At 56.5% G+C, this 24187-nt stretch carries 23 protein-coding genes and 1 pseudogene; 13 read left to right on the top strand and 11 right to left on the bottom strand.

Going from position 1 to position 24187, the window contains the following annotated elements:
• The first annotated feature begins 81 nt into the window (after positions 1-81).
• Positions 82-1017: a KPN_02809 family neutral zinc metallopeptidase gene (locus N8E89_RS02450; protein ID WP_106663979.1), complete on the top strand. Its 936-nt coding sequence runs from the start codon at positions 82-84 to the stop codon at positions 1015-1017.
• A 57-nt stretch (positions 1018-1074) separates the two neighbouring features.
• Here the strand turns inward: N8E89_RS02450 and N8E89_RS02445 are convergent, their stop codons facing one another.
• The gene (locus tag N8E89_RS02445; RefSeq protein ID WP_113174736.1) at positions 1075-1797 is read right to left on the bottom strand and encodes an aspartate/glutamate racemase family protein; all 723 of its coding nucleotides are present in this window, start codon (positions 1795-1797) and stop codon (positions 1075-1077) included.
• A 146-nt stretch (positions 1798-1943) separates the two neighbouring features.
• Here N8E89_RS02445 and N8E89_RS02440 point away from each other — a divergent pair, with 146 nt between their 5' ends.
• A complete protein-coding gene (locus N8E89_RS02440; RefSeq protein ID WP_106663977.1) occupies positions 1944-2408 on the top strand; it encodes an Lrp/AsnC family transcriptional regulator in 465 nt (154 codons plus the stop codon).
• Between the two features lie 216 nt (positions 2409-2624).
• Complete coding sequence (locus N8E89_RS02435) at positions 2625-3896, top strand: TCR/Tet family MFS transporter (RefSeq protein ID WP_106663976.1); 1272 nt, start codon at positions 2625-2627, stop codon at positions 3894-3896.
• A 23-nt stretch (positions 3897-3919) separates the two neighbouring features.
• Here the strand turns inward: N8E89_RS02435 and N8E89_RS02430 are convergent, their stop codons facing one another.
• Together N8E89_RS02430 and N8E89_RS02425 are read right to left on the bottom strand one after the other, a co-directional pair.
• Positions 3920-4477: a TetR/AcrR family transcriptional regulator gene (locus tag N8E89_RS02430; RefSeq protein ID WP_106663975.1), complete on the bottom strand. Its 558-nt coding sequence runs from the start codon at positions 4475-4477 to the stop codon at positions 3920-3922.
• Between the two features lie 3 nt (positions 4478-4480).
• Complete coding sequence (locus tag N8E89_RS02425) at positions 4481-4954, bottom strand: nuclear transport factor 2 family protein (protein ID WP_262261048.1); 474 nt, start codon at positions 4952-4954, stop codon at positions 4481-4483.
• Between the two features lie 180 nt (positions 4955-5134).
• Here N8E89_RS02425 and N8E89_RS02420 point away from each other — a divergent pair, with 180 nt between their 5' ends.
• Positions 5135-6055, top strand: a complete 921-nt coding sequence (locus N8E89_RS02420) for an aldo/keto reductase (RefSeq protein ID WP_106663973.1) — start codon at positions 5135-5137, stop codon at positions 6053-6055.
• Between the two features lie 3 nt (positions 6056-6058).
• On the opposite strand, the gene carA is transcribed toward N8E89_RS02420, so the two are convergent.
• Positions 6059-7312: a glutamine-hydrolyzing carbamoyl-phosphate synthase small subunit gene (gene carA, locus N8E89_RS02415; protein ID WP_262261046.1), complete on the bottom strand. Its 1254-nt coding sequence runs from the start codon at positions 7310-7312 to the stop codon at positions 6059-6061.
• 288 nt (positions 7313-7600) lie between these two features.
• Between carA and N8E89_RS02410 the strand changes: the two genes are divergently transcribed.
• On the top strand, positions 7601-8050 hold the full coding sequence (locus N8E89_RS02410; protein ID WP_113174739.1) for a GatB/YqeY domain-containing protein: 450 nt from the start codon (positions 7601-7603) through the stop codon (positions 8048-8050).
• 230 nt (positions 8051-8280) lie between these two features.
• Here N8E89_RS02410 and N8E89_RS02405 read toward each other — a convergent pair whose 3' ends face one another.
• On the bottom strand, positions 8281-9177 hold the full coding sequence (locus N8E89_RS02405; RefSeq protein ID WP_262261045.1) for a LysR family transcriptional regulator: 897 nt from the start codon (positions 9175-9177) through the stop codon (positions 8281-8283).
• Between the two features lie 153 nt (positions 9178-9330).
• Here N8E89_RS02405 and N8E89_RS02400 point away from each other — a divergent pair, with 153 nt between their 5' ends.
• Complete coding sequence (locus N8E89_RS02400; RefSeq protein ID WP_262261044.1) at positions 9331-9990, top strand: hydrolase; 660 nt, start codon at positions 9331-9333, stop codon at positions 9988-9990.
• 237 nt (positions 9991-10227) lie between these two features.
• Here N8E89_RS02400 and N8E89_RS02395 read toward each other — a convergent pair whose 3' ends face one another.
• Both N8E89_RS02395 and N8E89_RS02390 read right to left on the bottom strand, forming a co-directional pair.
• Positions 10228-10761 (bottom strand): DUF1003 domain-containing protein, encoded by a 534-nt coding sequence (locus N8E89_RS02395; RefSeq protein WP_106663970.1) that lies wholly within the window; start codon positions 10759-10761, stop codon positions 10228-10230.
• Positions 10762-10778: 17 nt separating this feature from the next.
• Positions 10779-11246: a GNAT family N-acetyltransferase gene (locus N8E89_RS02390; protein WP_262261042.1), complete on the bottom strand. Its 468-nt coding sequence runs from the start codon at positions 11244-11246 to the stop codon at positions 10779-10781.
• A 215-nt stretch (positions 11247-11461) separates the two neighbouring features.
• Here N8E89_RS02390 and N8E89_RS02385 point away from each other — a divergent pair, with 215 nt between their 5' ends.
• Both N8E89_RS02385 and N8E89_RS02380 read left to right on the top strand, forming a co-directional pair.
• Complete coding sequence (locus N8E89_RS02385) at positions 11462-12124, top strand: HAD-IA family hydrolase (protein ID WP_315975669.1); 663 nt, start codon at positions 11462-11464, stop codon at positions 12122-12124.
• A 160-nt stretch (positions 12125-12284) separates the two neighbouring features.
• Positions 12285-12449 carry a hypothetical protein gene (locus tag N8E89_RS02380; RefSeq protein WP_262261039.1) on the top strand — a complete coding sequence of 55 codons (165 nt, stop codon included), beginning with the start codon at positions 12285-12287 and terminating at the stop codon, positions 12447-12449.
• A gap of 48 nt (positions 12450-12497) precedes the next feature.
• Here the strand turns inward: N8E89_RS02380 and N8E89_RS02375 are convergent, their stop codons facing one another.
• Positions 12498-14168, bottom strand: a complete 1671-nt coding sequence (locus N8E89_RS02375) for a Na/Pi cotransporter family protein (protein ID WP_106663968.1) — start codon at positions 14166-14168, stop codon at positions 12498-12500.
• 354 nt (positions 14169-14522) lie between these two features.
• Here N8E89_RS02375 and dnaG point away from each other — a divergent pair, with 354 nt between their 5' ends.
• Positions 14523-16490 carry a DNA primase gene (gene dnaG, locus N8E89_RS02370; RefSeq protein ID WP_262261037.1) on the top strand — a complete coding sequence of 656 codons (1968 nt, stop codon included), beginning with the start codon at positions 14523-14525 and terminating at the stop codon, positions 16488-16490.
• Between the two features lie 294 nt (positions 16491-16784).
• Positions 16785-18813 (top strand): annotated as a pseudogene (gene rpoD, locus N8E89_RS02365) (RNA polymerase sigma factor RpoD).
• A 137-nt stretch (positions 18814-18950) separates the two neighbouring features.
• Here the strand turns inward: rpoD and N8E89_RS02360 are convergent.
• The gene (locus N8E89_RS02360; protein WP_106663965.1) at positions 18951-19475 is read right to left on the bottom strand and encodes a TIGR00645 family protein; all 525 of its coding nucleotides are present in this window, start codon (positions 19473-19475) and stop codon (positions 18951-18953) included.
• Positions 19476-19609: 134 nt separating this feature from the next.
• Positions 19610-21739 (bottom strand): OmpA family protein, encoded by a 2130-nt coding sequence (locus tag N8E89_RS02355; RefSeq protein WP_262261035.1) that lies wholly within the window; start codon positions 21737-21739, stop codon positions 19610-19612.
• 266 nt (positions 21740-22005) lie between these two features.
• On the opposite strand from N8E89_RS02355, the gene N8E89_RS02350 reads away from it, so the two are divergent.
• Positions 22006-22461 (top strand): YcgN family cysteine cluster protein, encoded by a 456-nt coding sequence (locus N8E89_RS02350; RefSeq protein WP_113174890.1) that lies wholly within the window; start codon positions 22006-22008, stop codon positions 22459-22461.
• 136 nt (positions 22462-22597) lie between these two features.
• Positions 22598-22951: an antifreeze protein gene (locus N8E89_RS02345; protein WP_106663961.1), complete on the top strand. Its 354-nt coding sequence runs from the start codon at positions 22598-22600 to the stop codon at positions 22949-22951.
• A 59-nt stretch (positions 22952-23010) separates the two neighbouring features.
• On the opposite strand, the gene N8E89_RS02340 is transcribed toward N8E89_RS02345, so the two are convergent.
• The gene (locus N8E89_RS02340) at positions 23011-23745 is read right to left on the bottom strand and encodes an SIMPL domain-containing protein (RefSeq protein ID WP_113174892.1); all 735 of its coding nucleotides are present in this window, start codon (positions 23743-23745) and stop codon (positions 23011-23013) included.
• 147 nt (positions 23746-23892) lie between these two features.
• Here N8E89_RS02340 and N8E89_RS02335 point away from each other — a divergent pair, with 147 nt between their 5' ends.
• The gene (locus N8E89_RS02335) at positions 23893-24186 is read left to right on the top strand and encodes a hypothetical protein (RefSeq protein WP_106663959.1); all 294 of its coding nucleotides are present in this window, start codon (positions 23893-23895) and stop codon (positions 24184-24186) included.
• Position 24187: the final 1 nt, after the last annotated feature.

Here is a 24187-nt window from a genome sequence, read left to right as displayed (position 1 = left end):
TCGTGCGTGAAACAAATATCGCACTATACTGTTGATAGTGCAGAATATCGGCGGTTAGGCCGGCAATCAGGAGACGGGGAAATGCGTTGGCAGGGCCGCAGACAGAGTGACAATGTTGAAGATCAACGCGGCGAAGGCGGCGGATTTCCCGGCGGTATCGGCCGCGGTGGCGGGTTCCGGCTTCCGGGGGGCTCCGGCCTGCGCACGGCGCGCGGCGGCGGTTTTTCCGGGATCATCATCCTGGCGGCAATCTTCCTGTTTCTCAAGTTCTGCACCAATATCGACCCAATGCAGATTCTCGTCGATTCCGGTGGCGATGGCGGTCAGCTGGTACCAGGCCAGAGCCAGACGGCTCCCGGCGAAACGTCGGTCACGAGCAATGACGAGATGACGCAATTCGTGCGCACCGTCCTGGCTGAAACCGAGGACGTCTGGAGTGGCATTTTCCAGGCAGAGGGCCAGACCTATCCAGCGCCGACGATGGTTCTGTTCAACGGGCAGGTGCGATCAGCCTGCGGTTTCGCCAGCGCCGCATCGGGCCCGTTCTACTGCCCCGGCGACAAGAAGCTTTATATCGATCTGAGTTTCTATGACGAACTCGACAAGAAGTTCGGCGCTTCCGGCGATTTTGCCCAAGCCTATGTACTTGCACATGAAGTCGGCCATCATATCCAAAACCTGATCGGTGTTCTGCCCAAATTCAACGCGATGCGCCAGAACATGGGCGAAGCGGAAGCGAATGCCATGTCGGTTCGGGTCGAGCTTCAGGCCGATTGCTTTGCCGGAATCTGGGGTCATTTCACCAAGCAGAAGGGGATTCTGGATGCGGGTGATCTGGAAGAAGCGCTGAACGCGGCGCAACAGATCGGCGACGATAATCTGCAGCGAAAGATGCAGGGCTATGTCGTGCCGGAAAGCTTCAACCACGGAACATCAGCGCAGCGCGCCACGTGGTTCAAGCGCGGCTTTGACAGCGGCAAACTGGAGAGCTGCGATACGTTTAGCGGGAATATTTGAGCCCAGTTATCCCCCCCCACAACGGGAGATAAGGGCGGGGCGGGCTATTTCCTTCGATCAACCCGCGTCTTGCTCGCTCGTGAAATCCATGCCCAGCGCATGGGCGACAGCCGCACGCGAATGGATTGTTGTCGAGTCGAAGACTGGCAAGGCGACGTTGTCGTCCGTGAGGGACAGGCAGATTTCCGTGCAGCCGAGAATGACGCAATCGGCGCCGGCATCCCTGCCGCGCTGAATGATCTTTTGCAGCGCATGGCGGGACTCTTCCTTGACGATGCCGCAGCAGAGTTCATCGAAAATCACCGAATGAATCTTGGCGCGATCGATCTCGCTCGGAACAACGACTTCGATGCCAAACTCAGCGCACATGTAATCGGCGTAAAAGCCATGTTCCATCGTGTAGCGCGTCGCGAGAAGGAGCGGGCGTCTCTTGCCTGCCGCGGCGAGGGTAAGGCCAGTTTCCTGGCGGATATCGATGAGCGGAACACTGACTGAGGCGGCCACGGCGTCAGCGACGAGATGCATCGTATTCGTGCAAATCAGGATGCAATCCGCACCGGCGCCTTCGAGGCGGCGAGCCGCGTCGGACAAGAGGGCGGCTGCATCATCCCAACGGTCGCTTTTCTGCAAGGCAACGACTTCGGCAAAATCCAGCGACTGCATGGCAATCCTGGCTGAGGCAAGGCCGCCAAGACGTGTCCGGACGATTTCATTGATCTGGCGATAGTAGACCGCAGTGCTTTCCCAGCTCATGCCGCCGATCAGTCCAATAGTGCGCATTGCAAATTCCCTTTTTGGTTCACGATCGGGATAATAAGTTGGATTGGACGCGAAAGGTTCGCAAAGTTTGTGAGAAATACTTGTTTGCGTGCAAAAAATAAGCGAACGATTTATACAGTGCGCGGGAAATTTGCTGGGAAGATAATATGCTCGACGATCGTGACCGCAAGATTCTGGATCTGTTGCAGGAGAATGCAGCGCTTGCCGTCTCCGATCTGGCTGATCGCGTCAGCCTCTCCGTCTCCGCCTGTTCACGCCGCATCCAGCGGCTTGAGGAAGACGGCTATATCGCCCGGCGCGTCGTTCTTCTCAATCGTCCGCTCATGGGGCTGCCGACGACAATGTTCGTGATCGTGCGCACGGCGCGCCATTCCGCCGACTGGCTCGAGCAATTTCGCAAGGCGATCAGCGACATTCCGGAAATCGTAGAGGTCCATCGCATGACTGGCACAATTGACTACATTCTGAAACTGGTTCTGCCGCGCGTCGAGGCCTATGATGAAATCTACAAGGCGCTGGTCGAAAAGGTCGAGTTCTTCGACATATCGGCGTCCGTTTCCATGGAAACATTGAAGGCAACGACTGCATTGCCGACCCATTACGTGCGCTAGGTTCAAGTGATGCCGGCCAGCAAATCGAGTCTTTCTACGCTTCCAGGTTCGGTACAGTTTGGCAGGATTTGTCAGGAGGATTTTGCCCAAGAGTCACTTTTCGGTGGCGCATTTGCGCATTTCCTGATCATGTTCACGTATTGTTTCGCCAGCGCGAAGCGATTTTAACGATTTTCCGCGTCAATCGCGGACGTGAACGCCATTGCGAGTTTTCCGATGATTGACCCGATCCTGGCCAAACGCGGCCTGACACTCGTCTTCATGATCCTGCTGCTTGATATTATCGGCATCGGAATCATCGTGCCGGTTCTGCCCGCATATCTTGAAGAATTGACCGGTTCGGATGTGGGGCAGGCGGCGATCTACGGCGGCTGGCTGCTCCTTGCCTATGCGGGAATGCAGTTCATTTTCGCGCCGCTCATCGGCAATCTCAGCGATCGTTTTGGCCGCCGCCCGGTGCTGCTTGTATCGGTCGTGACGTTTGCCCTCGACAATCTGATTTGTGCGCTTGCACCGAACTTCGCCATCCTGCTGGTTGGCCGGATACTTGCCGGCATCAGCGGCGGCAGTTACTCGACCGCCTCAGCCTATATTGCCGATGTCAGCACAGACGAAAACCGGGCGAAGAATTTCGGCTTGCTTGGCATTGCGTTCGGCGTCGGTTTCATCGTTGGACCGATCATTGGCGGTCTCCTTGGCGAATTTGGCCCACGTGTGCCGTTTTTCGGGGCTGCACTGATTTCATTTTTGAACTTTGTCGCAGCCTATTTCCTTCTGCCTGAAACGCTCAGCGCGAAGGACCGCCGTACGTTCGAGTGGAAGCGCTCCAACCCGCTCGGCGCGTTGAAACAGATGCGCAATCACAAGGGAATCCTGTGGATCGGACTGGTGTTCTTCATGCTGACGCTCGGCCATATGTCCTATCCGGCGGTATGGGCCTACGTCGGTAGTTATCGCTATGGTTGGAGCGAAAGCGATATCGGCATGTCGCTCGGCATCTATGGTCTGTGCAGCGCCATCGTGATGGGATTGGTCTTGCCTCGTATCGTGTCGAGATTTGGCGAATGGCGCACGGCCGTCATTGGCCTTACTTTCGCGGCGCTCGGTTTCTTCGGCTATGCCAGCGCGTGGCAGGGATGGCTGGTTTACGTCGTGATCATTGCCACTTGCCTGGAAGGTGTGGCAGATCCGGCCATGCGCAGTATTGCCTCCGCCAAGGTGCCCGCCTCGGAGCAAGGCGAGTTGCAGGGAGCCATGACCAGCCTCTTCAGCATCACCAATATTATCGGGCCGCTGATCTTTACCCAGATTTTTGCGATCTTCACGGCACCCAATGCGTCCATAGTATTTAGCGGGGCGCCCTATGTGCTGGGTGGCATTTTCGTGCTGATTGGTTTGATCGTGTTCATCCTTCGTGTTGAAAAGCCGGTGCTGGCGAAAGATGAGGTTCTCGCTCCGGGTGCATTGGCTCAAAACGAGGCAGGATAAAAGCAAGCTCGGCGCTCGACCTTTCAGGTCAAGAGCCGTTCCTCGGCCTTCTTCATGGCACGCTCAAACAATGTTGGCTCGCCAAGCGCGCGGGATAGTATGAGCCCACCCTGAATGCTGATTACGGCCTCTTCGGCGAGCTCGGAAGCCTTGGCTTCATCGTGACCGGCGCGTTGCAACGCTGCGGCGAGGGCCGTTTTCCAATCGGAAAAATAGTCCTTGATCTGATCGGTAAATCGATCCCGGACATTGTCGAGGGCGAAGGCGCCTACCAGGCAGATTCGCCGTCCAGAATGAAAATAGTCGATAACTGCGCCACACATCCCACTGATCGCCGCGCGCGGGTTTTGGGCCTCGCGCAACGGCCGATACACGTTGTTCTCGAACCATGTGTCGATCTCGTGCAGGACCGCCGCCGCCATCTCTTCCTTCCCGCCGGGAAAGAAGTGATAGAGACTGCCTTTGCCAAGCCCGGTCTTTTCGCCGATGATCGACAGGCTCGCGCCCTCGAAACCGTGTTCACGAAAGATCTCGGCAAGGACTGGAATGATATCCGTACGTTCGGCAACGGTTCTTGCCATCAACTATAACCCTAGATCTGATAGGCCGGGATGATCGGCCGGACGCGGGCCGGAGCGGTCCCAAAAGAATTTGCGTTCCGATTCCTTGATGGGCAAGTCATTGATAGAGGCGAAGCGCATTTGCATCAGTCCGTTCTCGTCAAATTCCCAGTTTTCATTGCCATAGGCCCGGAACCAGTTACCGGAATCGTCGTGATATTCGTAGGCGAAACGGACGGCGATCCGGTTGCCGCTGAACGCCCAAAGCTCCTTTATCAGGCGATAATCGAGCTCCCGGTCCCACTTGCCAGCCAGGAAGGCGACAATGGCCTCGCGTCCCTGCACGAATGTCGAGCGATTGCGCCAATAGCTGTCAACCGTATAGGCAAGAGACACGCGTTGTGGGTCGCGGCTGTTCCAGCCGTCTTCTGCACCGCGGACCTTCTGGATGGCTGTCTCAAGGGTGAACGGCGGCAATGGCGGGCGTTGGTCTGACATTTCAATCTCTCTATATTGTACTAATCGGTAAAGTGTTTACTAATTGGTAAACGAAGATCTCGAACACGTCAACAGACGCGAGGATGAATCTTTTACCTCCTGTGGTCTGCGCGCTATTTTCTCGGCTGGCCAGTTGGTTTAAGCAGGCGGGATCGCTGTTCCAGCTGAGGTTAAATCCAGATGTCCAATGAAAAACGCGTCGCGCTCAATGCCGAAGGTCTGACCCTGTCTCGCCTGGTGCTTGGAGCATGGCGATTGTTGAGCGGTCCGGAAAGGCCCGGCGCAACCAGCGTGGCGCGGCTGATCAGCGAGGCGATTGATCTGGGAATGACCAGCTTCGACCACGCCGACATTTATGGAGACTACGGGGTTGAAGAAGTCTTCGGTGCCGGTTTCAAGTACTGGGGTGGCCAGCGCGAGGCGATCGAACTGATTACGAAATGCGATATCATGCTGACGTCGGCCGCGCGCCCGGACAATCGCATCAAGCACTACGACACCAGCGCCGCGCACATCAAAACCTCGGTGGATCGCTCGCTCAAGAATCTGCACACGGATTACATCGACGTGCTGCTGATCCATCGTCCTGATCCGCTGATGGACGCTGACGAAACAGCGGCAGGACTGGAAAGTGTCGTGACGGCCGGCAAGGTCCGGGCTGTTGGCGTTTCCAATTTTTCGCCCTCACAATTCGATCTGCTGGCCTCGCGACTGCCTTTCCCGCTGGTCACCAACCAGATCGAGATGTCTGTCGTCCATACGGCTTCGCTATTCGATGGCAGCCTCGATCACGCTCAGCGCCTGGGGTATGCGCCGATGATCTGGTCACCGCTCGGCGGCGGCAGTCTCTTCACTGGCGATGGAGCGCAGGAGAAGCGTGTGCGCGAAACGTTGAAGATGATTGCAGATGAAGCAGGTGGCGTCGACATCTCGGCAATTGCCATTGCTTGGCTGCTGCGGCATCCAGCGCGGCCGATTCCCGTACTCGGCAGTCTCAAGCGCGAACGCCTGGCCGCGATGGCTGCGGCGCTCGATATCAAGCTCGAGCGCCAGCAGTGGTTCGGGATTCTAAAGGCAAGTACCGGCCAGGATGTCCCGTGACGATCAGGCAGCGTGATCACGTTCGGGCAGGGGCTCCAGCCCCTTTCTTTCACGGATCAGATTGAAGAACCGGCGGAACAGATAGTGCGAGTCCTGCGGGCCGGGTGACGCTTCCGGGTGATGCTGGACCGAAAACACCGGGCGTCCGGTAACGCGCAGGCCGCAATTGCTGCCATCGAACAGCGAGACGTGGGTTTCCTCAACGCCGTTCGGGAAGGATTCGGCGTCAACAGCAAAGCCATGATTCATCGAAACGATCTCGACCTTGCCAGTTGTATCGTCGCGAACCGGATGATTGGCGCCGTGATGACCCTGGTGCATCTTCTTGGTTTCGCCGCCAAGTGCCAGAGCCAGCATCTGGTGGCCAAGGCAGATGCCAAAAACCGGGATGTCGGTTTTGATCAATTCCTTAATGGCTGGAACCGCATATTTGCCGGTCGCGGCCGGATCGCCGGGACCGTTGGAGAGGAAGATACCATCCGGCTCGTAGGCCAGAACGTCCTCGGCCGTTGCGGACGCAGGGAGAATGGTCACCTTGGCGCCGAGACCGGCAATGAGACGCAGGATATTGCGCTTGATGCCGTAATCGATGGCGACGACGTGGAATTCCGGCGCCGATTGCTCGGCGAAGCCTTCGTTCCAAACCCAGGGCTTTTCCGTCCAGACGGAACTTTGCCCCGATGTGACGTCCTTGGCGAGATCGAGATCAAGGAGACCATGCCAGGCTGCGGCGCGTGCCTTGAGGGCCGGTATGTCGAACTTGCCATGCGGTTCGTGAGCGATCACCGCATTCGGCATGCCCTTCTCGCGGATGAGAACCGTCAGGGCACGTGTATCGACGCCAGCGAGCGCGATGACGCCGCGCGCCTTCAGCCAATCATCCAGATGATCGGCGGCACGGTAGCTCGAAGGCGCCGTGATGTCCGCCTTGAAGATCGCGCCGACGGCGCCGGCGCGATTGGCCGGGGTCAGGTCCTCGATGTCTTCCTTGTTGGTGCCGACATTGCCGACATGCGGAAAGGTGAAGGTGACGATCTGGCCGGCATAGGAGGGATCCGTGAGGATTTCCTCATACCCGGTGAGGGCGGTGTTAAAGCAGACCTCCGCTTCGCAGATACCCGTAGCGCCAAGGCCTTTACCTTCGATGACCGTTCCGTCAGCGAGCACCAGCAGGGCCGTTGGCTTGAATTCGGTCCAGCCTGCGGTCTTCGGCCCTGCTGCCTGGGCACCTGCGTCTGTAGTTGTCGTGGCGGTCATGCGGTTTCCTTAAGCGTGGGCTCGCGTCGTTGCTTGTTGTCTGTGCTGGGCATTGAAAAATGCCGTCCAGATTTCCATATGGCATGGCTGGACGCAGTGGTCGAACAATCCCCCACGGCAGCAACAACAAAAATGTCTGGCTAAGACCCAGTCCATAAACAAAGCCGCACCTCCGGTCAATTGCGACACAAGAACTCTTCGTCGAATCATGTCACAAGCGGCAAGCCCCGACGTTTGATTTCGCATGGGGTCGCCGTTAGTGTGCGGGCATAGCAGGAGAGTATGATCATGCGCGATACAATCGCCGGGGCACTAACCATAGCCATCAAGGCACAGGATAAGCGCCGAATTCCCACGCTGCGGCTGATCATGGCCGCCATTAAGGATCGTGATATCCTTAACCGTGGTACGGGCAAGGAGCCCGCAACGAGTGATGAAATCAGCGCCATTCTTGCCAAGATGATCAAGCAACGCGAAGAATCGGCCAAGCTCTATGAGGAAGGTAATCGCCTCGAACTGGCTGAACAGGAACGTGCCGAGATCGGAATTATTCGCGACTTCATGCCGAAACAGTTGAGCGATGCGGAGATCCGCCGGGCGGCCATGCAGATTATAGAGGAAATCGGTGCAAGCGGCCTGCGCGACATGGGAAAAAGCATGAATGTGCTGAGGGAAAGATATGCCGGCCAGATGGATTTCAGCAAGGCGAGCAGCATTGTGAAAGAGATTCTGCAATAGACGAATCTTGCGGGACGTGCAGGGGCCAGCAGCAGTCTGACTTGTTTGCGGGGTGAGTCTGACTCGATCCGGCGAGAAAGCTGACTCAACCCTCATTTTCCACAAACTTCAGACTGCGAATGGCGAGACTGGACGTTCTTTCCGACCGACCAGGATTCCCCCGGCCAATGCTTCTTGCTCGGCATTCGTCATCCCCTTCGTGATCCAAACCGTCATAGTCGATGCACCACTCAGACAGGGGCAGGTCCCGAGAGGTGCGGAGCAGGTTCGCAATACTCAATCAGCAATTCGGTGAGGACCCGTATTTTCCGTGCGGGATGCTGGCCTGGCGGGCGAATGACATATGCACCTGCCGGGGGTGGTGGATGACGCGTCATGACCGGTACAAGCGCGCCGGAGACTATATAGTCATGGGTAAGGCAATCGGGCAGGTAAGCGATCCCGAGTCCTGCAGCTGCGGCGGCGACCAGAGCAGTGCCGTTGTCGGCCTTAAAGCGCCCCTGCGGACGAACCGTGATGATCTTGCCGCCATCCATGAGTTGCCAGGCTTCGGTACCCTGCATGAGGGCCTCATGAGCGACCAGCTCCTCCGGCGTTTCGGGCGACCCATGCGCCTTGATATAGTCCGGGCTCGCGACGAACTTCCCATAGATCGGTCCGACGCGTCTTGCGATCAAGTTGGAGTCCTGAAGATAGCCAACTCGTATCGCGCAATCGTAACCCTCTGTGATGAGATCGACGAAGCGATCACTGTAGCAGGTGTGGATGTGGAGCTGGGGGTGGCGTCGCGCCATTTCCGCGAGGATGGGAGCGAAGTGAGTCGATCCGAAAGAAAGCGGCACAGCAACTCGCAAGCGGCCGCGAAGGTCACCGGCGGGTAGGATCGTTTCCTTGGCCACGTCGATCTCGGCGCAAACTCTTGCTGCATAGTCTCGGAACGTGGCCCCGGCTTCTGTGAGAGCAGCGCCGCGGGTGGTTCGTGCAAGAAGCTGGACGCCAAGTTCCGCTTCAAGCCGGAAGAGCCGGCGACTGACGATCGACTTGGAGACGCCGAGCCGGAGCGCGGCGGCCGAAACGCCCCCGGCATCAGCAACTTCTACGAATGTCCGTAGCTCTTCGATATCCAATTCAGTGTTCCCCATTTCGCGACACAGCTTACCACTTAAAGGTACTACCGCATCACGCATGGGAACGGCAATACTGCTTTCAGGCAACGTCGCCGCTGGCGCATGTCTTCCCGCAAACCGACCTAACTAACAATGACAGCATAGGAAGTAATAATGACCTTTCGCAACGGCCTTGATTCTCTTCTACGTCCCGAAGACTCGGTACTCGTTCTGATCGACCACCAGCCCTATCAGCTCGCGAACTTGAACAGCCACGATCCGCAAGCTGTGGTCAATTACACGACCGCTCTGGCGAAGCTGGCGAAAGCCTTCAATGTTCCGACGATTCTCACCAGCGTGATCGCGGCGCGCGGTGGGCTCCTCTTCAAGCAGATCACCGACGTGTTTCCGGGCCAGGAGGTCATCGACCGGACCTGGGTCAACACCTGGCAGGACGAGAAGGTCGTGGACGCGGTCAAGGCTACCGGCCGCAAGCAGCTGATCATCGCCGGCCTGTGGACCGAGGTCTGCGTGGCAATGCCTGTCATCCAGGCCGCCGGCGAAGGCTGGGACGTGACCGTGATCACCGACGCGTCGGGCGGGATTTCGAAGGAGTCTCACGAAGTTGCCATCCAGCGAATGATCGCGGCCGGCGCGAACGTGATGACCGTGATGGCGCTCGCTGGTGAATGGCAGCGTGATTGGGCGCGCACCGAGCATGTCGAGGAGCTGACCGAGATTCTCATCCAGCACTTCGGCGGCAGCGGCATCGCGTATCTTTGGGAGCAGCAGTTGCTCAACACGCCGGTGCCGAGCACCGCAGTGGCCGGTTGAGTCTGCTTTCCCACCAAATCGAGTCAGATTCTATGGCGGGGTCAATGCGAAAATTTGCATAGCTATTATGCAATTCTGAAAGTTGCCATACATTTGAACTCAGCTAATCTGAACTTGTCGGGTTCTTTTTCCTCCCAGATACCCCGACATTCAAATGTGCTGCACCTCCTCCCGCGGCATATTTACAATCAGGACCGCTGCACCTCCTCCCGCAGCGGTCCTTTTTATTTCATCGCATCAATCAGCCTTTTCGGGCGGGCGTTTCGGATCTGCCAGTTCCTGGACTGTCTCAGCAAGCGACGCGACTTCCTTCTCGCGAAGCTGATCGAACTTATGATGCAGAAGCTCTATCTTCTCGTGTAGAAGTTCAATCTCCAGCTCCGCCTTGATATTGATGCGGTAGTCGTTCTCAGCTTCCTTGCGGTCAATGTCTTGCTGACGGTTCTGGCTCATCATGATGAACGGCGCAGCATAGGCGGCTTGGAACGACAAAGCGAGATTGAGAAGAATAAACGGGTAGGGGTCCCATTCTCGCACATAGGCGGTGACGTTCAGTACGATCCAGATAAACAAGATCGTGGTCTGGATAATGATGAACGACCATGACCCCATTGTTGCAGCAACCTGATCTGCGATTCTCTGGCCCGGCGTCAGTTGTTCGCGATCGGCGGGCCTCTTGTGGCGCTCCTGGCGGCGAACTTCCCGCAAATGATGCAGCAGCTTGCGTTCGGCATCCCACAAGCCCTTCTTCACTTCCTCGACATTTGGCATGAACCTGTTTCCCGTTGCTATTGTGTGATTGTCTTGCTCATATTGATGCCAGTGACGCGGAACCCCGAGCGATCATAGACGTGTCTGGCGCGGTCGTTGTCTGCCGCCACGCGTAGTCTGATCTGGGTGTAGCCGCTGTCTGCCAATTGGCGCTCCAGGAGGGCCAATGCCTGTTTGCCGTAGCCATTTCCTTGCTTACCGGTAAATATGTGAAAATCGCTGATGAATGCGGAGCGAGCTGCGAGATCTTGCCGGTACCAGAGATAGCCGATCACGGTGCTGGCCCCAGCGATGATGCAAAGAAGTACTTGCCCCGCTGTTTTGGTGCCCTGTGGGAGGTCTTCATCTATTTCGCGTATCGCCTGTGCCCGGGCATCGACGTCGGAGAGACCGTAGTTAGTAGAAATCTCGGCTCCATAGTCGCGGATGAAATAATCGAGATAGGCAGTTAATTCGTCGGGACGCATGGGTCTAAGCGATATCATCGGCTGGTTCCTGTTTTGGATTGGGCGAGATCGCCGGATCGGAACATGCATCTTTAGCCCTTCGTGGCGCCATTTTGATCATACTAAAAGTTCCTGAACTCAAGCACCTATGGCGAGTTATGACCGCATTCCAGTCTGGCCATATGTTCAAAGGATAGCCTAGATAAGCAGACTTCATCCATGCCATCATGAACGGTCGAGTGGGAGTGCTGGCAGTGTCCGTGTTTGAAAGAAATTATTCCGCATTCATGTTTGACATGGATGGTACGCTTATCAACTCCACCGCAGCGGCCGAGCGCGTATGGGCCAAGTGGGCAGAGCAACACGGCCTGGATGTTAAAACCTTTCTGCCGACTATGCATGGTGCCCGCGCCGTTGATACAGTGCGCAGACTTGGGTTGCCGGGGGTTGTCCCTGAGGAGGAAGCGGCAAACATCACTCAAGCTGAATTAGACGACGTTGAAGGAATTGTCGCCCTTCCAGGCGCAATTGCGTTTTTGGCCCGGCTACCGCGCTCCAAATGGGCGATCGTCACTTCGTCGCCACTTGATCTGGCCAAACGGCGTCTTGCCACCGCCGGGATTCCGGTTCCGGATTGCCTGATCACAGCTGAAGATGTGATTGCCGGCAAACCCAGTCCAGATTGCTATCTTCTTGCGGCTAGAAAACTTGATGTGAGCGCTGTGAATTGCCTCGTATTCGAGGATGCCGTCCCGGGAATTATTGCGGGTGACGCAGCGGGTGCGGAAGTGCTGGTGATTACGGCGACGCATACACGTCCGATAGAGACTGCACACACGACAATGCCAAATTACGAGAACCTCAACACCGGTATTGATGACGACCGGATATTCTTGTTCCGGCCGGGCACTGAATAGCATTCATCCATGTAACCTGCGGATCGCGTGTCATCTCGACACTGCTCGCGAATTAGCGGGTGGGATGTAGTCCGTATGCGAGCTTTTGGTGCCAGGGACGCGATGCTTGGAACTGGCATGACATTTGCGCGTTTACCGTTCAAAAGCAACGGAGGCGAAAATGAAAGAACAACGCTGGTCTACCCTTATTGGAATATTGGCCGGTTTATCGGTTGGCGCGGGTATCGGCGGTGCGGTGATGGGAAATATGCTCCTCGGACTTCTAATTGGTACAGCCATGGGCGCATTCATAGGATCGAACACCCACATCCATCGCGATTATTGAACAGCTCCTTCGCTTACGAGGCTGCTGGTGCAGAAAACTTCCAGATGGTCAGCTGTGCAACGCACGTAAACGAGTGGTGTTCAGAAGACCCTGTTCTTCAAGCACAGGATAAGCCATCGCTGCGAGCAATGAATTGATCTGCTTCAGGTCGCGGATCGTATCGAGATGAATGGAACTTGTTTCCAGGCTGCGCGTCGTGCCTTCGCGCAGACGGCTGAAATGCCGGGAACTGCTTTGTTTTTCCAAATCCCGCAAATGATCCTTCTCCAGAACCAGCTGATGCGCGGTTTCCCGATCGCGGGAGACGAGGACGTTGAAGGCCATGCGTGCATTAGTCAGCACCTTAGCGTGGAAATTACTGAGTTCGAGCCATCCCTCATCCGTGAATTTGAGCTTACGGTCCATTTTCTTTTGCACCAGCGCCAGCATGTTACGTACGATGATATCGCCGACCTGTTCCAGCTTGACGCAGGCGCCGAGCAATTCCTGAGCGCGCGCGACTTCAAAGTCGCTGAGTGATTTGGTTGTCAGCTTGGCGAGATACAATTTGATCGCGGCATGCTTGCGGTCGACCTTGTCGTCTAGTGCTGACAATTCGTCGATGCGCTCTTGTTCTGGATTCTCATAGAGGTCGATGATCCGCCGCAGCATGATCTCGATAGTCTCACATACGCCCACGGTCTCGCGTGTCGCGTTGGCAAGCGCAAGGCTGGGGGTGTCGAGCACGCTCTCATCCAGAGCGCTGAGTTCTTCATGATCCAAGGGGCGTGGCTGTTCTGCAGGCACATTGAGCGCAACGAAGGCTTTGGTAACCTTCAGGACAAGGGCGGAGAGCGGCACGCCGGCAAGCAGGATGATGATATTGAACAGGATGTGCCCGTTGATCACCTGATCGGCGGGCGTGGAGCCGAGGAAGGCCATCGATGGTTTGAAAGTCAGGTACAGGACGAGGATTACCACCGAGCCCGCGCCGCGCATCAGCAGATTGCCCATCGGCACGATACGCGTCTGCGGCGCGGCATTGCGGGTAAGAAGTGGTGCGATGAAGGACGAGCCCAGATTGACGCCGAAGATCATCACGATCCCGAGTTCGGGCTGGATGAGTCCCCGGGCAGCAAAGGTGACCAAAAGCAACACAGCCGCGATGCTGGAGTGGAACAGCCAAGTCATTACAGCGGCAAGCAGGAAGGCGGTAACTGGGTCAGTATCAAGATAGCCGACAATCACCGGCAGCAATTCGCTTTCGCGCAACGGTTCGGTCGCCTGACCGGTCATCTCAAGCGAGAGGATCAGAAGGCCGATGCCGACGAGAATGCGGCCCATCTGGCGCCAGTTGCTGCGCTCCGTCGACATGAAAATTACCGTGCCGGCAACAAGGCATAGAGGGACGAGCAATGTGAGATCGAAGCTCAGAATCTTGACCACCAGCGCGGAGCCAACCTCAGCGCCGCGCACAGCCATCAGGCCGGCAATGCCACTGACTATGCCTGAGCCGACAAAGGACCCGACGAGAAGGCTGACCGCGGTCGAGCTTTGCAGGGCGATGGAAAGCATCAACCCCCAGAGTACCGCGAGAATGGGATTGTGCAGGACACCGCGCAGGCTTTGGCGCATACGCTCGCCGTAAGCGCGCTCCACTCCGGTTCGCACCATGCGGGTGGCCCAAAGCAGAAGTGCTACTGCTCCTGCGAGATGCAACAAAATTGCGGAACCGTTCACTTGAGGGCAATCCTGACACGTTGGAAAATACGGTAATGCAACCGCTTGATTTTAGTTTCAATTTGTTAAGATAACATATCGTGCAAACGGGGGAAAAAATATGTTCCGGCTAAGAAAAATTGTGTCGTATTTGACAAAGTGCAGCGGTTTTGTGACGGTTCCAGCTTGATGTTTTTTCGTTCGTTGGCTTTTGAAAGTCGGGCAGGCATGAGGGGCGTATGAGCAGGGGATGACGGTCTTGCAGCCCTTCCGTCGCGCCTTTATTTGTTGCATCATGTGATTGGCTTGAGCGATAGAGGCTCGAACCATCAATTCGGCCTCCAGAACCGTCAAATTTAACGAACGAAGAGCAGCATGCGATTTCCGCCGTCCTTTCTCGATGAGATCAGGGAACGTGTACCGATCTCCAGCGTGATCGGTACACGTGTTTCATTCGACCGGAAAAAGACGAATGCGCCCAAGGGCGACTTCTGGGCTTGCTGCCCGTTTCATGGCGAGAAATCACCGAGCTTTCACTGCGAGGATCGCAAAGGCCGCTACCACTGCTTCGGCTGCGGTGTCACTGGCGATCATTTCCGCTTCCTGACGGAATTGGAGGGGCTCAGCTTCCCTGAAGCAGTGCAGCGTGTTGCCGACATGGCGGGCGTTCCCATGCCCGCGCGCGACGCTGAAATGGAAATACGCGAAGCGAAACGCGCCACGCTCTACGACGTCATGGAGATGGCGACCAAGTTCTTCGAGGAGCAGTTGCAGACGGCTGGCGGTGCAAAGGCGCGTGCGTATCTGCGTGATCGGGGCCTGACTGCCGCCACACAGCATTCATACCGTTTGGGCTATGCTCCCGAGAGTCGCAATGCCCTGAAAGAACATCTGGCATTGAAGGGCGCCACCAAGGAGCAGATCGAGGCTTGCGGCCTTGTGGTCTATGGCGACGACAAGCCAGTATCCTTTGACCGGTTTCGCGACCGCATCATGTTTCCGATCGAGGATTTGCGTGGCCGCATCATCGCTTTTGGTGGCCGGGCGCTAGCGCCTAACGCCATAGCAAAATACATGAACTCCAACGAGACCGAGCTTTTCCACAAAGGCAAGATACTCTTCAACGCCCTCCGTGCCAGGAAAGCGGCACAGCCCCAGGCCGGGCAGCCGGCAAAAGCAGTGATTGCCGTGGAGGGTTACATGGATGTCATTGCCTTGGCCCAGGCCGGCTTCGCGCAGGCGGTTGCGCCACTGGGCACCGCATTGACGGAAGATCAACTCGATCTGCTTTGGCGGATGTCGCCGGAACCTTTGCTTTGTTTCGACGGGGACAATGCCGGTATCAAGGCTGCGCACAGGGCGATCGATCTGGCATTGCCTGCATTGAAGCCGGGAAGGTCGCTGCGGTTTGCGGTGTTGCCGGAAGGCAAGGATCCTGACGATCTTGTAAAGTCCTCCGGACCACAGGCCTTCCAGGCGGTACTCGATGATGCGCGGCCGTTAGCTGACATGCTCTGGGCACGCGAGACCAGCGGCGGCGTCTTCAATACGCCCGAACGGCGAGCAGAACTAGAAGCGCGGCTCAAGCAGATGACGGCGCTGATCGGTGACGAGAATGTACGCCGGCATTATGCGCAGGATGTTCGCGATCGCATCCAGCAATTCTTCAACTCGGGCCAGCGTGGAAATGATCGGCGCAACAATGGTCAGCGCGGCAACAGCCAGAACGGCTTTGGCCAACAGAACGGCTACGGGCAGCGGGGCAGAGGGGCGGCAGGCGGCCGCCTTGCCGTTTCGGACAGTCTGGCGCGTTCGGTTCTAGTGAAGACGACGTCTGCTGCGCCGCCGCTCCGCGAGACCGCTATCCTGATGACCCTGTTCAATCATCCGCGCCTGATCGAGGAAGATTTCGAAACGGTTGTCCGGCTTGAATTCAGTCACCCTGACCTCAAGCGCTTTCATGCGGCCATGCTCAATGCCATGGCGGAACACCATGTCGCGAATGGCGCCGAGATGCGCAAGGCGATGGTGGAAACCAGCCATGGAGCGCTTATCGAAGCACTTGAAGCACTGGCGCGGCGTGCTCGCATGTGGACCGCGACAGCGGAAGCCGCGGAAGAGGACGCTTTGGAAGCGTTAAGACAGGCAGTTCACTTGCATCAGCGCGCAAGTACACTACATAAGGAGCTGAAAGTCGCTGAAACCGCCTTGGCCACAGAAGCCACCGACGAAAACCTCAACCGGCTGCTCGATATTCAGAACGATATTCGCAATGCGCAAGCCACTGAAGCGCTGATCGAAGGGTTCGGAATACCTTCGGGACGGGCGGGTAAGGGTTTTTGACCGAATTGATCTCGCTTTTTTATCGCGAATCAGTTGAGTCGGGGTTGACGTGGGTCAATAATGACGGAATCAGATTGCGCGGAATTGAAGATATTTGCAGGTCTAGCACAAAAACCGGCAAATTCAGCAGATATGTAGCGTGCTCGCCACCGGGATAACAAGGTTAATCCGCCATTAACGGGATTTCGGCTAGTCGATCATTTATTACCTTGATGATGCGGGGGAACCGGTGTGCGGCCGCACTCGTTTTCCCTTATGCATGAACAAAGCGAACGTCGCTTGGAGATATAGAATATGGCAACGAAGGCAAAGGAAAACGAGGAAGTAGAAGTCGAGCGCGAAGGCGCGCCAGACGGTCCGCTTCTCGACCTTTCCGATGACGCTGTCAAGAAGATGATCAAGCTCGCGAAGAAGCGCGGCTATGTCACGATGGATGAACTCAACGCAGTTCTTCCGTCTGAAGAGGTCACTTCCGAGCAGATCGAAGACACCATGGCCATGCTCAGTGATATGGGCATCAATGTTGTCGAAGATGATGAGCAGGATGCAGACGCTGAAGAGACTGACAACAGCGCTGACGAGGAAAGCGACGCACGGGAGCTCGCGGAGTCAACAGGCACCGCTGTAGCTCCAACGACGACCAAGAAAGAACCTACCGACCGTACCGACGATCCCGTCCGCATGTATCTGCGTGAAATGGGCACGGTTGAGCTGTTGTCGCGCGAAGGCGAAATTGCCATTGCCAAGCGCATAGAGGCTGGCCGCGAGACCATGATCTCTGGTCTGTGCGAAAGTCCGCTGACTTTCCAGGCGATCATCATCTGGCGCGAAGATCTGAACGAGTCGAAGATCCTGTTGCGCGAGATCATCGATCTCGAAACCACCTATGCGGGCCCTGAAGCCAAGCAGGCTCCGGTGATCGAACGCGTCGAGGAAGAACGGCCTGCCGCTGCCAATGACCGGTCGCGCAGCCGTCGCGATGATGACGACATTACGAACGTCGGCGGCGATACACCGGTCGAGGAAGATGACGATGAGGATGATGAGGCCAATCTGTCGCTCGCCGCGATGGAAGCCGAACTGCGTCCGCAGGTCATGGAAACACTCGACGTTATCGCTGACACCTACAAGAAGCTGCGCAAGTTGCAGGACCAGCAGGTAGAAAATCGTCTCGCTGCCTCAGGCTCGCTGTCGCCAAGCCAAGAGCGCCGCTACAAGGAACTAAAGGATCAGCTGATCAAGGCGGTCAAGTCGCTGTCGCTGAACCAGAACCGCATCGAAGCGCTGGTTGCACAGCTCTATGACATCAACAAGCGCCTCGTTCAGAACGAAGGCCGCCTGCTGCGTCTTGCCGAATCCTATGGCGTGCGCCGCGAGGACTTCCTAAAGGAATATCAGGGCAACGAGCTTGACCCGAACTGGCTCAAAGCCGTTTCGAACCTGACGACACGTGGCTGGAAAGAGTTCACAAAGAACGAAAAAGACACGATCAAGAACCTGCGCACGGAAATCCAGAACATGGCGCAGGAAACCGCCATTTCGATCTCGGAATTCCGCCGCATCGTCAATCAGGTCCAGAAGGGCGAACGCGAAGCGGCGCTTGCCAAGAAGGAAATGGTCGAGGCTAATCTGCGTCTTGTTATTTCCATTGCCAAAAAATACACCAATCGCGGCCTTCAATTCCTCGACCTCATTCAGGAAGGCAATATCGGCCTGATGAAGGCGGTTGATAAGTTCGAGTACCGCCGTGGTTACAAGTTCTCGACCTATGCGACTTGGTGGATACGCCAGGCCATTACCCGCTCGATTGCCGATCAGGCCCGAACTATCCGTATTCCGGTACATATGATCGAAACGATCAACAAGATCGTCCGGACTTCGCGCCAGATGCTGCATGAGATCGGCCGTGAGCCGACACCGGAAGAACTGGCAGAAAAACTGGCCATGCCGCTGGAAAAGGTGCGTAAGGTCCTGAAGATTGCCAAGGAGCCGATTTCGCTTGAAACGCCAGTGGGTGACGAGGAAGATCTCGCATCTCGGCGATTTTATCGAGGACAAGAATGCGCTTCTGCCAATCGATGCTGCCATCCAGGCCAACCTGCGCGATACGACGACGCGGGTTCTTGCTTCGCTGACACCGCGTGAAGAGCGTGTGCTCCGCATGCGCTTCGGTATCGGCATGAACACCGACCATACGCTGGAAGAAGTCGGCCAGCAATTCTCTGTAACGCGCGAACGCATTCGTCAGATCGAGGCGAAGGCACTTCGCAAGCTCAAGCATCCGAGCCGGTCGCGGAAACTGCGTTCATTCCTCGACAGCTGATTTTGCGGCTTGCACAGCCGCAAATATGAAAACGGGATGGGTGTGAACCCATCCCGTTTTTGTTTGTGTAGAGAACAATGTGCCCCGTTTCACACCTGGGACATCTTCCCTGCAATGGGAATTGGCTTAAAGCCGGTTCAGAGCGAGGGTTCGCTTGATTTCTTTCCGGCCTTTTCCTTGACCATCAGCTTGTCAATATAGGCCAGGAACAGCGCCGAGAAGACGAAGGCAAGGTGGATCACTGTGAACCAGGTCAATTGTTCCGTGCTGAACTGGGTCAGATTTAAAAACACCTGCAGCAGGTGGATCGAGGAAATGGCGACGATGGTCGATGCAACCTTGATCTTGAGCGATCCCGCATCGATTGTCCCCAACCAGTGCACTTCCTCGGCTTCATCAAATCGGCTGACGAAGTTTTCATAGCCGGAAATGATCACCATGACGACGAGGCTGGCGACCAGCGCCGCATCAATCAGGCTGAGCATTTTAAGGATCGTGTCGGTCTCGTTCAGAATCGTAACCTTGGAGACGAAATCCACGAGCTTGCCTGCGAAGGAAAAGGCGTAGATGGCGAGCGCGAGCGCGAGGCCAAGATAGAAAACGACCAGAAGCCAGCGCGAGGCAAGGATGATGTTTTCGATGAAGATTTCGATGCGTTTCATAAGGTGGGGTCCGGTCCGGTTGCAGGAAACTGGCTCATGCCATCACATAACAACGCAGAGCGTGAACTCAAGTCAAAATCACAAAAAACCCGGACCGAGGCCCGGGTTTCTGGCTGCCAGCGTATTTGCAGCCGTTAGTTGTTACTAGCCATAGGAGCGACGAGAGGTGTGATGCGGCGAATGGCTACACGGCGGTTCTGCTGTTCCGGACCATCGGCTTTAATTTTCAGATAGCGCTCACCATAGCCCTGAGTTGCCATGTTTTCCGGCGGGATATCGAACACGTTCGTCAGCGCCTGCGCTACGGACTCGGCACGCTTATCCGACAGGACAAGGTTGGCCTGATCCGAGCCGACAGCATCGGTATGGCCCTCAATCAGGAACGTCTCCGCCGGGTTCTTTTTCAGGACTTGTGACATGGCGTTGGCAACGCTTTCGATACGCTCGATCTGGTCCTCGCCGATTTCGGCCGACCCGAACTGGAAGGTGATCGTGTCGAGATCGACCCGGCGCACCTTGTCGCGGATACGGGCGGAGCGCTTGACTTCATCCACCGAATAGATGCGTTCCACCCGTTCGACCGGCGGCTGCGCAAAGAACTCGTAGACATCTTCTTCAGGCGCTTCTTCAGCATCCATAATGTAATCGCGGACCGGAATGTTCAGGCGAAGCGGTGGCAAATCATCGCCCGGGTCGCGCCATTCAAGACGATCCTCGCGGTCGTAGTCAGGCGTATAGGTGAGTAACACCTCGCGTCCATCCGGCATGACACGCGACCGCTGGATCACATCACCATAGCGGTTGCGGATGGTAATGATCTGGACGCCATTGTCGCGGACGATTGTTTCGCGAGTGCGGCGGCGCGGCAAGTCCTCGTAGTAAACCTCTTGCGCATTGCGCGACATGCGAGGGCGATCAGAGCTCTCGACAAAGACATTGTTGTTGACTTCGACGATGGTGCGGTCGTCGAACTGCTTGATTACCTGAACATCAGCTGGACGCTCGTCACGCCGGCGGTCCTTGGTCCGCGTACCCTTTTCGGTAAGGACCGGCTCGATTTTGACGGGAGTTAGTTGCTGCTGGACCTCAGCATCGGTCGTGGGTGCCGGCGCGGGTGGGGTGGCGGGCTCCTGAGCAACCGGCCTTGCTGCGGCGGGTGCTTCGGCTGCCTGTCCGCCCTTGCTGCCCTTACTACGATTCTTTCCTTCACGAACGGGTGCTGGCTTGTCGCTGTCGAGAACCGGCGCCGCGTTTTCCGGCAGGGGTGATGCCTCTTGTTGTGCAGGCTGGGTGGCCTCGGCTGGCGCTGTTGCCGGAGCAGTCGCCGTCCCTTCAGGAGTCGGCTGTCCAGTGGCAGGATTTGCAGGTTTTACTGGCTTGGTTTCGTCGACGGTTACAGCCGGCTTTTGGCCGGTTGTCTGGTCGGGCGCAGGTTTTTCTGCGGTCGCCGGGGTCTCCGGCGTAACCTTGGCAGGTGCTTCCTGGGCGGCTTCCGTCGCCTTCTTCGCGTCGTCAGCAGCTTTTTCGGTTTGCTTGTCCGCCGCCTTCTGGGCGCCGTCAGCCTTCTTGCGCGCTTCTTCTTCGGTCGCCTTTTGAGTTTTTGCGGCCTTTGCCGCTTCCTGTTCCGCAGCCTTCTTGGCTTTCGCCGCTTCCTTTGCAGTATCCTGTTCAGCGGCCTTTGCTGCTTCAGCCTCTGATGCCGCCTTCTTGCGCGCTTCTTCCTCAATAGCCTTCTGCTGTTCCGCCGCCTTGTTGGATTCGGCCTCGGTAGCTCGCTTGGCTTTCTCGGCTTCCTGAGCAGCCTCCTTTTCGGCGGCCTTTGCAGCCTTCGATCCCGAAGCAGCTTTCCGTTTTACTTTTTCTTCTACGGCCTTCTGCTGTTCCGCTGCCTTGTCGGCTTCGGCCTGCGCGGCGCGTTGCGCTTCGTCAGCCTTCTGAGCAGATTCCGCTTCGGCGGCTTTCGCAGCCTGATCAGCCTGTTGCTTCGCCTGCTTCTCGGCCTGTTGCTGCGCTTTGGCTGCGGCATCTGCTTCTTCCGCGGCGCGCTCTTGGGCTTTCTCAGCCCGCTTGCCCGCCTTCCTCTTTATTTCTTCGGTTGCAGAATCTTCCTGCGGTAAGGCTTCTTCGGCCTGCGCGAGCATAAGCGACGGCACGTTTGAGTTGGAGGATATAAAGGGCCGATTGAGCGGGGGCTGTTGAGCCATCGCCAATGGCGAGGAGAAGAGAATTGCTGTTGAAGCAAAAAAGAGCGCTGTACGTTTCATTTTCATCCCTGTCTCGCGTTCCTTCTTGTTGAAACACGTCAAATGTTCGTGATCGCAACTTGGTTCCGCTTTGTGGCAACGAATTGTCCGTTGCGATCGTCTTTGCAGTTTCATTGCCGGTGGCAATGCTGTCCGGCCGCGAAGTTTGGCCGAATCCGATGAGGTGAGGATTGCAATACCAGCCTGTATGTCGGGTGAAGAAGCTGTTCATCTTGCGTTCATGTTAAAAATATGGACGCGGAACTGCTTGCGCTGTATTGGAACGCATGCCTATGGAGCCATTCTGGAAAACAAAGACTCTCGACGAGATGAACCGCTCGGAGTGGGAAAGCCTGTGCGATGGCTGTGGCCGCTGCTGTCTGCACAAGCTTGAAGACGAGGACACCGAAGAAATCTACTTTACGACAGTGGCTTGTACTTTGCTTGACGCAGGGACATGTCAGTGTTCGGACTACGTCGACAGAAAGAAGAAGGTGCCCGACTGCGTATTCCTGACGCCTGAGATCGTGCGCACCGTCGACTGGCTGCCGGAGACATGCGGATATAGGCTCATCGATGAGGGCAAAGATCTTTACTGGTGGCACCCTCTCGTATCGGGCAGTGCAGAAACTGTGCACGAGGCGGGCATTTCGGTCCGAGGCAAGGTCACTGCATATGACCACGATCTTTCCAGTGATGAAGATTACTTCAAACACATGATGCAGGCCGAATTGCCATCCTGAGCCTGTTTCGAAATGAACCGTGCGTGAATGGCACGTTGAGGATTTGTTCAGCTCATTTATGGAAGAACGGGCGCCTGTCCGGATATCAGATTTTCTGAATCCCCTAATCCCGGACAATCAGACAGGAGAACGCCCCATGGCTAGTCTTTCATTGAAGTTGCTGGCGGTCGGTGCTGCGATCAGCATCGGTGCAATTCTCGGCGCGAACACATCTAATGCCGCGCCGGTCGCTGCGGTGCCGATTGTTGTTGACTATGGCACAACGTCGGTACCGGTAGTGCAAATCGATCACCGATACGGGCATTATCGCCCGCCCTATCGTCCCGCATTTTGTACGCCCCGCCAAGCCGCCAACAAGGCGAACCGCATGGGCATTTACCGGGCGCGCGTGGCCGTAAACCGCAACGTCATCCGTGTTGCCGGCTGGAAGCGCGGCCTGCGCACAGTTGTTGTTTTCGCCCGTGCGCCTGGTTGTCCGTTCATTCGATAATGTCTGCAGACGCAAACAAAAAGGGTGCCGCAAGGCACCCTTTTCCCTGATGTGCAGGATCAATTTTTCAGTTCGAACGTCACGTTTACGTTTACGTTATAGGTGTTTTCGCCCGCCGCAACCGGAACGGAGTCGGAAGCCTCCATTGACATCATCTTGGGCCGAGCGGCCATCGGCATGGGGCGAGGGTTGAACGACTGCTCGCTAATGTCGATAACTTTGCCAAGGCCGACGCCTGCAGCTTCCGTCAAGGTCTTTGCCTTGGCCATGGCACTTGCAACCGCCTTCTTTCGTGCCTCTTCAAGGATCGCATCGGGCTTGTCATTGGTGAAAACAAGATTGCCGCCTTGATTGACACCGAGTGTTACGGACTGATCGAGGATCTCGCCTACCTTCTTCAGATCGCGCACGCGGACCGAAAGTGAATTGGAAACCGCGTAGCCAACGATTTTCGGTGCCTGTGGTGGTTGTGTACCATCTTTGTTTTCCGGATAGACATAGCGTGGGTCGATGCTGAAACCGGAGGTCTGTAGATCCCGTTCGGCAATGCCGGCTTTCTTCATAGCATCCAGAACCTTGGCCATGGCCTCATTGTTGGCTGTCAACGCTTCGCGTGCCGTCGGCTTTTCCTGCAGGACAACCAGTGAGATGATTGCGGTGTCCGGCGCGGCAGCAGCTTCGCCTTCTCCGGTAACCGTAATACGTGGTCGTGGAGTTTCGTCCGCCAGGGCGGCGAAAGGTACAGCCATCATTGTGGTGGCTGCGAAGGCCAGCGTCAGGAATTTCGGTGTCATGGATATCTCCCCAGATGAAGTGACGTTGCTGCGTCGCAGGTCATTATGGGTGGATTAGGGCAAAAGGCAAAACTTTTGGCGGCTCCACGCTTCGTGCATCCAATTGGCTGCATGCGCGTTTCTCTTTCAGGAAGAAGGAAGAGAATCATGACTATCGAAAAAAACAAGAACAGCCCTGGAAAGATCAAGGGGCGCGAAGGTCCGGCAGAAACACCGATGAAGAAGCGGGATTGGAGTGAGGTCAATTCGGAGGAAATGCCTATCGACGACGAGTTGGCAATTCGCGGCGAGCGGCACGTAGCGTCGGAGGATGCGGGTGACCTGTCAGAAGACGACGATGACAACCCCTATCAGAACAGCGATGACGCCTTGCCCGACGATGAAGAGGAGGAGGAAATTACCCGCGATCCGGAGCGGGAAGGGCACCGATTTGGCGACTAGC

It is taken from the genome of Phyllobacterium sp. A18/5-2, from assembly GCF_025452215.1.
GTDB lineage: Bacteria > Pseudomonadota > Alphaproteobacteria > Rhizobiales > Rhizobiaceae > Phyllobacterium > Phyllobacterium sophorae.
This window is presented reverse-complemented; position numbering and strand designations above follow the sequence as displayed.

Excerpts from the sequence above, each read along its gene's own strand:
- N8E89_RS02420 (WP_106663973.1), top strand. The coding sequence starts at position 5,135 with ATGTCCAATGAAAAACGCGTCGCGCTCAATGCCGAAGGTCTGACCCTG.
- N8E89_RS02410 (WP_113174739.1), top strand. The coding sequence starts at position 7,601 with ATGCGCGATACAATCGCCGGGGCACTAACCATAGCCATCAAGGCACAG.
- N8E89_RS02450 (WP_106663979.1), top strand. The coding sequence starts at position 82 with ATGCGTTGGCAGGGCCGCAGACAGAGTGACAATGTTGAAGATCAACGC.
- N8E89_RS02335 (WP_106663959.1), top strand. The coding sequence starts at position 23,893 with ATGACTATCGAAAAAAACAAGAACAGCCCTGGAAAGATCAAGGGGCGC.
- N8E89_RS02380 (WP_262261039.1), top strand. The coding sequence starts at position 12,285 with ATGAAAGAACAACGCTGGTCTACCCTTATTGGAATATTGGCCGGTTTA.
- N8E89_RS02440 (WP_106663977.1), top strand. The coding sequence starts at position 1,944 with ATGCTCGACGATCGTGACCGCAAGATTCTGGATCTGTTGCAGGAGAAT.
- N8E89_RS02395 (WP_106663970.1), bottom strand. The coding sequence starts at position 10,761 with ATGCCAAATGTCGAGGAAGTGAAGAAGGGCTTGTGGGATGCCGAACGC.
- N8E89_RS02445 (WP_113174736.1), bottom strand. The coding sequence starts at position 1,797 with ATGCGCACTATTGGACTGATCGGCGGCATGAGCTGGGAAAGCACTGCG.
- N8E89_RS02425 (WP_262261048.1), bottom strand. The coding sequence starts at position 4,954 with ATGTCAGACCAACGCCCGCCATTGCCGCCGTTCACCCTTGAGACAGCC.
- N8E89_RS02400 (WP_262261044.1), top strand. The coding sequence starts at position 9,331 with ATGACCTTTCGCAACGGCCTTGATTCTCTTCTACGTCCCGAAGACTCG.
- N8E89_RS02390 (WP_262261042.1), bottom strand. The coding sequence starts at position 11,246 with ATGATATCGCTTAGACCCATGCGTCCCGACGAATTAACTGCCTATCTC.
- carA (WP_262261046.1), bottom strand. The coding sequence starts at position 7,312 with ATGACCGCCACGACAACTACAGACGCAGGTGCCCAGGCAGCAGGGCCG.
- N8E89_RS02350 (WP_113174890.1), top strand. The coding sequence starts at position 22,006 with ATGCCTATGGAGCCATTCTGGAAAACAAAGACTCTCGACGAGATGAAC.
- N8E89_RS02435 (WP_106663976.1), top strand. The coding sequence starts at position 2,625 with ATGATTGACCCGATCCTGGCCAAACGCGGCCTGACACTCGTCTTCATG.
- N8E89_RS02355 (WP_262261035.1), bottom strand. The coding sequence starts at position 21,739 with ATGAAACGTACAGCGCTCTTTTTTGCTTCAACAGCAATTCTCTTCTCC.
- N8E89_RS02340 (WP_113174892.1), bottom strand. The coding sequence starts at position 23,745 with ATGACACCGAAATTCCTGACGCTGGCCTTCGCAGCCACCACAATGATG.
- N8E89_RS02360 (WP_106663965.1), bottom strand. The coding sequence starts at position 19,475 with ATGAAACGCATCGAAATCTTCATCGAAAACATCATCCTTGCCTCGCGC.
- N8E89_RS02345 (WP_106663961.1), top strand. The coding sequence starts at position 22,598 with ATGGCTAGTCTTTCATTGAAGTTGCTGGCGGTCGGTGCTGCGATCAGC.
- dnaG (WP_262261037.1), top strand. The coding sequence starts at position 14,523 with ATGCGATTTCCGCCGTCCTTTCTCGATGAGATCAGGGAACGTGTACCG.
- N8E89_RS02430 (WP_106663975.1), bottom strand. The coding sequence starts at position 4,477 with ATGGCAAGAACCGTTGCCGAACGTACGGATATCATTCCAGTCCTTGCC.